Below are 6389 nucleotides of genomic sequence, written 5' to 3' on the forward strand. Positions count from 1 at the left end.
CGACCAGGGCCAGATGGCCGGCGTGCAGCGCGCCCATGGTCGGCACAAAGGCCACGGTTTCGCCGGCGCGCTGCCAGGCGGCGACGGCGGCGCTAAGCTCGGCGGGGGTGCGGACGACAGGAAGGGACACGCAAGGGCACTTTCGATTTTGACGCCGCCCGGCCTTTCTGCGAAACGCGAGGCGAAGGCAAGTTTCGGGCGCAAGTTTCGGGGATTTCATGACTGCAACTGAACGCCGCGCGCATCTGATCGTGCTCGGCAATGAAAAGGGCGGGTCGGGCAAATCGACCACGGCCGTGCATATCGGCGTGGCGCTGGCCCATGCCGGCTTCAAGACCGCGATGCTAGATCTCGACAGCCGCCAGCGCACGGTTGCGCGCTATCTGGAAAACCGCGTGGCGTTTTGCCAGACGCACGGACATGCGCTGCCGACGCCGGATGTCGCGGTGATCGCCGATGGTGACGGCGATGTCGAACAGTTGGAACAGCGTATCGCGCAGGCACAGCACGCGGCGGATTTTCTGGTCATCGACACGCCGGGGCGCGATTCGGCGCTGGGCCGGGCGGCGCTGGCGCGGGCCGACACGATCATCACGCCGATCAACGACAGTTTTGTCGATTTCGACCTTATAGGCCAGGTCGATCCCGACACGTTTGCGGTGCGCCGGCCGAGTTTCTATTCCGAACTGATCTGGGATGCGCGCCGCGCCCGCGCCAAGGCCGATCGCGGCGAAATCGACTGGGTCGTGCTGAGGAACCGCCTGTCCACCCTTGAGGCGCGCAACCGCAAGCGGGTCGGCGCGGCGCTGGAAAGCCTGTCGAAGCGGGTGGGCTTTCGGGTGCTTCCCGGCGTGTCGGAGCGTGTGATTTTCCGCGAGTTTTTCCCGCGCGGGCTGACGTTGCTTGACCGCAGCGCGCTGGAAGATTTCAGCATGAGCCATGTCGCGGCACGGTCGGAACTGCGCGCGTTGATCGCCGGGCTGAACCTGCCGGGCTGGCAGCCGCAAATGCTGGGCTGATGGCCATTGCGCTGATCCTTGCGGCCGCGCTGGCCTGGTGGCTGCACAAGCGCGGCGAACTGCTGCCCAATCTGGTGCGGTTGTTCGGCACCGGCGCCGCCGCGCTGATCGCGCTGCGCATGCTGGAGACGGGCAAGCCGATCGTTGCACTGGTGGCCGGCGGCATCGGCTATGTCTGGTGGCGCACACAGGCACCGCCATCGCCGCAAGCGCGGGCGACGACGATGGCACTGAAAACGCTGGGCCTGCCCCCCGGTGCCGATACGGTGCAGATCCATGCGGCATGGCGGGCGCGCATGGCGCAGGTGCATCCCGATGCCGGCGGCTCGGCGGCCGCGGTTCAGGCCGTGACGGCGGCGCGCGACCATTTGCTGAACCAGCGGGAAACCATTGCTGGCGCCGGGCGTAACTGAGTTCGTAACATCTTGCGGGCATGTGACCGTGCAATGTCTGGAGTGTCCGTGGGCCATATCTTCCACCCCACCACCTTGCGCGAATATGACATGCGCGGAATCGTTGGCGACACGCTGACGGATGGCGACGCCCATGCCATTGGCCGCAGTTTCGGCACCATCGTGCGGCGCGGCGGCGGCAAGACCGTTGCCGTGGGCCGCGACGGCCGCGCATCTTCGGCGGGGTTTGAAACCGCGCTGGTCGCCGGGCTGGTGGCGGCGGGCGTGGATGTGGTCAGCGTAGGCCTTGGCCCGTCACCGATGCTGTATTTTGCCGTGTATGACCTGGGCCTGGACGCCGGGGTGATGATTACCGGCAGCCATAATCCGCCCGACTGGAACGGCTTCAAGATGATGCTGAAGTCGCGGCCATTCTTTGGCGCCGACATTCACGCGCTGGGGGCGCTGTCAGCGGCTGGCGACTGGATCGCGGGCACGGGCAGTGTTGCCTACGCCGACATCATGGACCGGTATGTGGACCGGCTGCTGGACGGTTTTACCGGCGGCGAGTTTACCATCGCCTGGGACTGCGGCAACGGCGTGGCCGGGCCGGTCGTGGAGCGGCTGGTGAAGCGCCTGCCCGGCACGCATCATGTGCTGTTCGCCGAGGTGGACGGCAATTTTCCGAACCATCATCCCGACCCGACCGACGAACGCAATCTGGCGGACCTGAAGCGCGTGGTGGCGGAAAAAGCCTGTGATTTCGGCGTGGCCTTTGATGGTGATGCCGACCGCATCGGTGCTGTGGACGGGCTGGGCCGGGTGGTGTGGGGCGACCAGCTGCTCGGCATATTGGCGCAGCCGGTGCTCAAGGCCCTGCCCGGCAGCACCATCATCGCCGACGTGAAGGCCAGCCAGGCGCTGTATGACCGGATTGCCGAGCTGGGCGGCGTGCCGCTGATGTGGAAAACCGGGCACAGCCTCATCAAGGCCAAGATGCAAGAGGTCGGCAGTCCGCTGGCGGGCGAAATGAGCGGGCACATCTTTTTCAAATATCGCTGGTACGGCTGTGACGATGGCATATTGGCTGCCGTGCGGTTGATCGAGGCGGTGAACGATGCCGGCGGGTCGCTGACTGCCATAAAGGACGCCATGCCGGTCATGGTCAACACGCCGGAAATGCGGTTCCAGTCGTCGGAGGACCGCAAATTTGCCGTGGTCAGCGAAGTGCTGGCGCGGCTGAAGGCGGATGGTGCCGACGTGAACGAAACCGACGGGGCGCGGGTCATGACGCCCGATGGCTGGTGGTTGCTGCGCGCATCGAACACGCAAGATGTGTTGACGGCGCGCGCCGAGGGCCGGGACGAGGCGGCACTGGCGCGGCTGACGACGGCGCTGCATGACCAGCTTGCGCGCAGCGGCGTGAAGCCGGTGCTGGCCGGCCATTGAGCCGATTTCATGTTGCAGTGCGTGACGGGCCGGGCGAATTCGCCTAAGTCCCGGCGCATGTCGCTGGAATCCCGCACATGAGCATCTGGGCGACCCTTGCGGGCGGCGCCATCGGCTTGTTGATCGGCGGGCCGCTGGGTGCGCTTGCCGGCGCGGCAGCCGGCGGCGCCATGGATTTGACGGTGCTGCGCCTGTCCAGCCCCGACCGGCGGCGCGTCGCGTTCACCATTGCCGCCATCGCGCTGGCCGCCAAGATGGCGCGCGCCGACGGCGAGGCCACGGCAGCGGAATTCGCGACTTTCGAACGCCTGTTCCACGTCGATGACCGCGAGGCCGGCAATGCCCGGCGATTCTATGATCTGGCCAAGGGGTCGATGGCGGGTTTTGGCGCCTATGCCGACCAGGCGGCGACGCTGCTGGGCAAGGGATCGCCGCTGCTGGAGGATCTGCTCGATGCGCTGTGGATGATCGCGGCGGTGGATGGCTTTCATGATGCCGAACTGGCGTATCTGGATGATGTGTCGGCGCGGTTCGGTTTTGATGCCGGCATGGCGGCGCGGGTTCGGGCGCGGCACCTGGCGCTGGACGAGGATGACCCCTGGGTGGTTCTGGGTGTCGAGCCGGGCAGCGATGCCGCCGCGCTCAAGGCCGCCTATCACCGGCTGGTGAAGCAGTATCACCCCGACCGGCAGCTGGCCGAGGGCGTGCCGGCCGAGTTCATCCGCGTGTCCGAGGCGCGCATGGCGTTGATCAACACAGCCTATGATCGTTTGACGGGCCGCCGATGAAACCGCTGCATCTTGCCTTCATCCTGCTGATCGACCTGATCTGGGCGGGCAATATCGTCGCGGTAAAGGCAGCCGTCGATGCCGCCGGGCCGATCACGGCGGTGCTGCTGCGCTACAGCATCGTGGCGCTGGTTTGCCTGCCATGGCTGCGCTGGCTGCCCGGGCGCATGGGGCTGGTCATCATCACCGGGCTGGTGGCCGGCGCGCTGTTTATGGGGCTGGGCGCCATATCCTTTGGCGTGGCGGACAATGTCTCGGCGCTGGCGATTGCCGGCCAGCTCGGCGTGCCGTTCAGCCTGTTGCTGGCGGTCGTCATCTACAAGGAGCACATTCGCTGGCCGCGCATTACCGCGATTGCACTGTCGTTTGCCGGCGTGGTGGTGATGGGTTTCGATCCCGCCATCATCCATGAACGGCTGGGGCTGCTGCTGACGGTTGGCGCGGCGTTTTGCTGGGCGGTGGGCAATCTGCTGTTCCGCAAACTGGCGGGCGTGCCGGTCATGACCATCCATGCCTGGCTGGCGATGGTCAGCGTGCCGGTGCTGCTGGCTGCCAGTCTGTGGTTCGAGCCGGGGCAACTGGCACGCGCCGCCGATCTGTCGCCATCGACCTGGGGCTGGCTGGCCTATTCGGCGCTGCTGTCGTCGTTGTTGGGGCATGGCGGCATGAGCTGGCTGTTCCAGCGGTATCCGGTGGCAACGGTATCGTCGCTGACGCTGCCGACGCCGCTGTTGGCGGTGGGCATCGCCGTGCTGGTGCTGGGCACGCCGATCACGCCGCAGATGATGGTCGGCGGGGCGTTGACGCTGGTGGGTATTGCCATCATCACCTTTCGCACCGCCAAGGCCCGCGACGGGGATCTGCCGTGACCATCATCGACCATCCCAGCCCCAATTTCGACGACCGCGCCCTGCCCGTCACCATGGTCGTGCTGCATTACACCGGCATGCAAAGCGCCGAGGCCGCCATCACACGGCTTTCGAATGCGCAGGCCAAGGTGTCGGCGCATTGGGTGGTGGCCGAGGATGGCCAGGTGCTGCGGCTGGTGGACGAGAGCAAGCGCGCCTGGCACGCCGGGCGCAGCTGGTGGCGCGGCATCACCGACGTCAATAGCGCCAGCATCGGCATCGAGATCGTCAATCCCGGCCATGAATTCGGCTATCGCCCGTTTCCGCGCCCGCAGATGGACGCAGTGGAGGCGCTGGTAGCAGACGCGGTGCGCACCCACGATCTGCGCCCCGGCAATGTCGTCGGCCATAGCGACATCGCACCCACCCGCAAGGAAGACCCCGGCGAGCTGTTCGACTGGCCGCGGCTGGCACGCGCTGGCCTCGCGCTGATGCCGGCGCCAGTGCCCGATCCAGGCTGGACGGATGCCGGCACGCTGATGGCATTGGGGCGCTATGGCTATGACGTTGGCGATGCCATGGCGGCGGTGATCGCATTCCAGCGCCATTTCCGGCCCATGCAGTTCGACGGCGTCATCGATGCCGAAACGCGCGGGCTGCTCAGGGCGTTGTTGCTCGCCGAAGGGGTCTGACCGTCAGGCGAGGACCGGCGCCATCTCCGATTGAAGGCGCGCGCGTATCGCTGTCTTGAGCGCGCGCAGGCGTTTGACACGGATGATGTCGGGGATGCGGCGGCGCAGTTCACAGGAAATGGCGTCCTGAACGGTGCGCACAAGGATCTGCAAGCGTTGCAGTTCAGACAGCGACATCAGACTCTCCCGAAACTCTGGGGCACAATGCTGGCGCAGAGGTGCCCAGGTGCATTGCCCGGGATGGTAACGTCTTCACCAACCAAATGTTCCAGCATTGCCGGGCTGCAGCCAAGCGAATTGCGGCAAGCCGTGCCGATCAGCCGGCGCGCGGCTTGCGGGCGTGCTTTTCAAGCAGCGCCGGGCTTGCGGGCCTGCTTCTCAAACAGCGCCCGGCCGCCGCGCGCCGGGGGGAAGCGGCTGGTCGCCGAAATCCAGCGTCGATTGCGAGATGATGCTGCCCAGCGCATCGACAACGAGTCGCAGGCGGCGGCGGTCGTTGGCGAAGGTGATACGGAATGTGCCGAAATCCGCGTCCACCCCTGCTTCGACCCAGCTGGTGATCTGCCGCCCCGCCAGCATTGGCTGCACCTGCTGCGGCAACAGCCTCAGCCCGGCAGCGATGATTTCAGCCGGCACGGTGAAGGCCTGGTCGCCATTCTGGGAATTGCCGTCGATTTCGATCATGCCCGACCATTGCCGCATCGGGCGCGATCCTGCTAGGGGGCGCAGTGCGGTCAGAGGATCGGGCGATCGCCGCTGAGAGATCAGGGGAGGAAAGTCCGGGCTCCACGGAACGCGGTGCCGGGTAACGCCCGGCGGGGGCGACCCCAGGGAAAGTGCCACAGAGAGCAGACCGCCGATGGGCCTTGGCGACAAGGAGACAGGCAAGGGTGAAAGGGTGCGGCAAGAGCGCACCGCGCGACGGGTAACCGAAGCGGCATGGCAAACCCCACCGGGAGCAAGACCGAATAGGGACGGTATGGCGCCGCGCCGCAAGGCAGGGCACCAGGGCAGGAACCGGCCCCGCCGTCCGGGTTGGTTGCTTGAGGCGGCTGGTAACAGCCGTCCTAGAGGAATGATCGTCGCTGGCCGCAAGGCCAGTACAGAACCCGGCTTACAGATCCTCTGACCGCGCAGCACGGCGTGTGCGCAACGCGCAGCGTTGCAAACCGACTCACGCAAGCGCGGCCGGCGAGGCGGG

At 66.5% G+C, this 6389-nt stretch carries 9 protein-coding genes and 1 other RNA gene; 7 read left to right on the forward strand and 3 right to left on the reverse strand.

Annotated features, from left to right (window positions below; genetic code table 11):
- Window positions 1-220 (reverse strand): pantoate--beta-alanine ligase (locus RMQ73_RS14200; RefSeq protein WP_409049816.1); only part of this gene is annotated, 220 nt, incomplete at its 3' end.
- Between RMQ73_RS14200 and RMQ73_RS01775 the strand changes: the two genes are divergently transcribed.
- The 6 genes from RMQ73_RS01775 to RMQ73_RS01800 all read left to right on the forward strand — a co-directional run bounded on the left by RMQ73_RS01775 (window position 219) and on the right by RMQ73_RS01800 (window position 5188).
- A complete protein-coding gene (locus tag RMQ73_RS01775) occupies window positions 219-1019 on the forward strand; it encodes a division plane positioning ATPase MipZ (RefSeq protein WP_310496259.1) in 801 nt (266 codons plus the stop codon). The genes RMQ73_RS14200 and RMQ73_RS01775 overlap by 2 nt on opposite strands.
- The gene (locus tag RMQ73_RS01780) at window positions 1019-1432 is read left to right on the forward strand and encodes a J domain-containing protein (RefSeq protein ID WP_310496260.1); all 414 of its coding nucleotides are present in this window, start codon (window positions 1019-1021) and stop codon (window positions 1430-1432) included. Before RMQ73_RS01775 ends, RMQ73_RS01780 begins: the two co-directional genes overlap by 1 nt.
- 48 nt (window positions 1433-1480) lie before the next feature.
- Window positions 1481-2860 carry a phosphoglucomutase/phosphomannomutase PgmG gene (gene pgmG / locus RMQ73_RS01785; protein ID WP_310496270.1) on the forward strand — a complete coding sequence of 460 codons (1380 nt, stop codon included), beginning with the start codon at window positions 1481-1483 and terminating at the stop codon, window positions 2858-2860.
- Window positions 2861-2937: 77 nt separating this feature from the next.
- Window positions 2938-3648, forward strand: coding sequence for a DnaJ family molecular chaperone (locus RMQ73_RS01790; protein ID WP_310496261.1), 711 nt, complete (start codon window positions 2938-2940; stop codon window positions 3646-3648).
- Complete coding sequence (locus RMQ73_RS01795) at window positions 3645-4517, forward strand: DMT family transporter (protein WP_310496262.1); 873 nt, start codon at window positions 3645-3647, stop codon at window positions 4515-4517. The genes RMQ73_RS01790 and RMQ73_RS01795 overlap by 4 nt, the downstream gene beginning before the upstream one ends.
- Window positions 4514-5188 (forward strand): N-acetylmuramoyl-L-alanine amidase, encoded by a 675-nt coding sequence (locus tag RMQ73_RS01800; protein ID WP_310496263.1) that lies wholly within the window; start codon window positions 4514-4516, stop codon window positions 5186-5188. The genes RMQ73_RS01795 and RMQ73_RS01800 overlap by 4 nt, the downstream gene beginning before the upstream one ends.
- 3 nt (window positions 5189-5191) lie before the next feature.
- On the opposite strand, the gene RMQ73_RS01805 is transcribed toward RMQ73_RS01800, so the two are convergent.
- On the reverse strand, window positions 5192-5365 hold the full coding sequence (locus RMQ73_RS01805; RefSeq protein WP_310496266.1) for a hypothetical protein: 174 nt from the start codon (window positions 5363-5365) through the stop codon (window positions 5192-5194).
- A 201-nt stretch (window positions 5366-5566) separates the two neighbouring features.
- Window positions 5567-5872, reverse strand: a complete 306-nt coding sequence (locus tag RMQ73_RS01810) for a DUF6522 family protein (RefSeq protein ID WP_310496267.1) — start codon at window positions 5870-5872, stop codon at window positions 5567-5569.
- A gap of 50 nt (window positions 5873-5922) precedes the next feature.
- Here RMQ73_RS01810 and rnpB point away from each other — a divergent pair.
- Window positions 5923-6321, forward strand: an RNA gene (gene rnpB / locus RMQ73_RS01815) — RNase P RNA component class A.
- The last annotated feature ends 68 nt before the right edge of the window (window positions 6322-6389 follow it).

It is taken from the genome of Sandarakinorhabdus sp., from assembly GCF_031430775.1.
GTDB lineage: Bacteria > Pseudomonadota > Alphaproteobacteria > Sphingomonadales > Sphingomonadaceae > Sandarakinorhabdus.

Excerpts from the sequence above, each read along its gene's own strand:
- RMQ73_RS01775 (WP_310496259.1), top strand. The coding sequence starts at position 219 with ATGACTGCAACTGAACGCCGCGCGCATCTGATCGTGCTCGGCAATGAA.
- RMQ73_RS01780 (WP_310496260.1), top strand. The coding sequence starts at position 1,019 with ATGGCCATTGCGCTGATCCTTGCGGCCGCGCTGGCCTGGTGGCTGCAC.
- RMQ73_RS01790 (WP_310496261.1), top strand. The coding sequence starts at position 2,938 with ATGAGCATCTGGGCGACCCTTGCGGGCGGCGCCATCGGCTTGTTGATC.
- RMQ73_RS01795 (WP_310496262.1), top strand. The coding sequence starts at position 3,645 with ATGAAACCGCTGCATCTTGCCTTCATCCTGCTGATCGACCTGATCTGG.
- RMQ73_RS01805 (WP_310496266.1), bottom strand. The coding sequence starts at position 5,365 with ATGTCGCTGTCTGAACTGCAACGCTTGCAGATCCTTGTGCGCACCGTT.
- RMQ73_RS01810 (WP_310496267.1), bottom strand. The coding sequence starts at position 5,872 with ATGATCGAAATCGACGGCAATTCCCAGAATGGCGACCAGGCCTTCACC.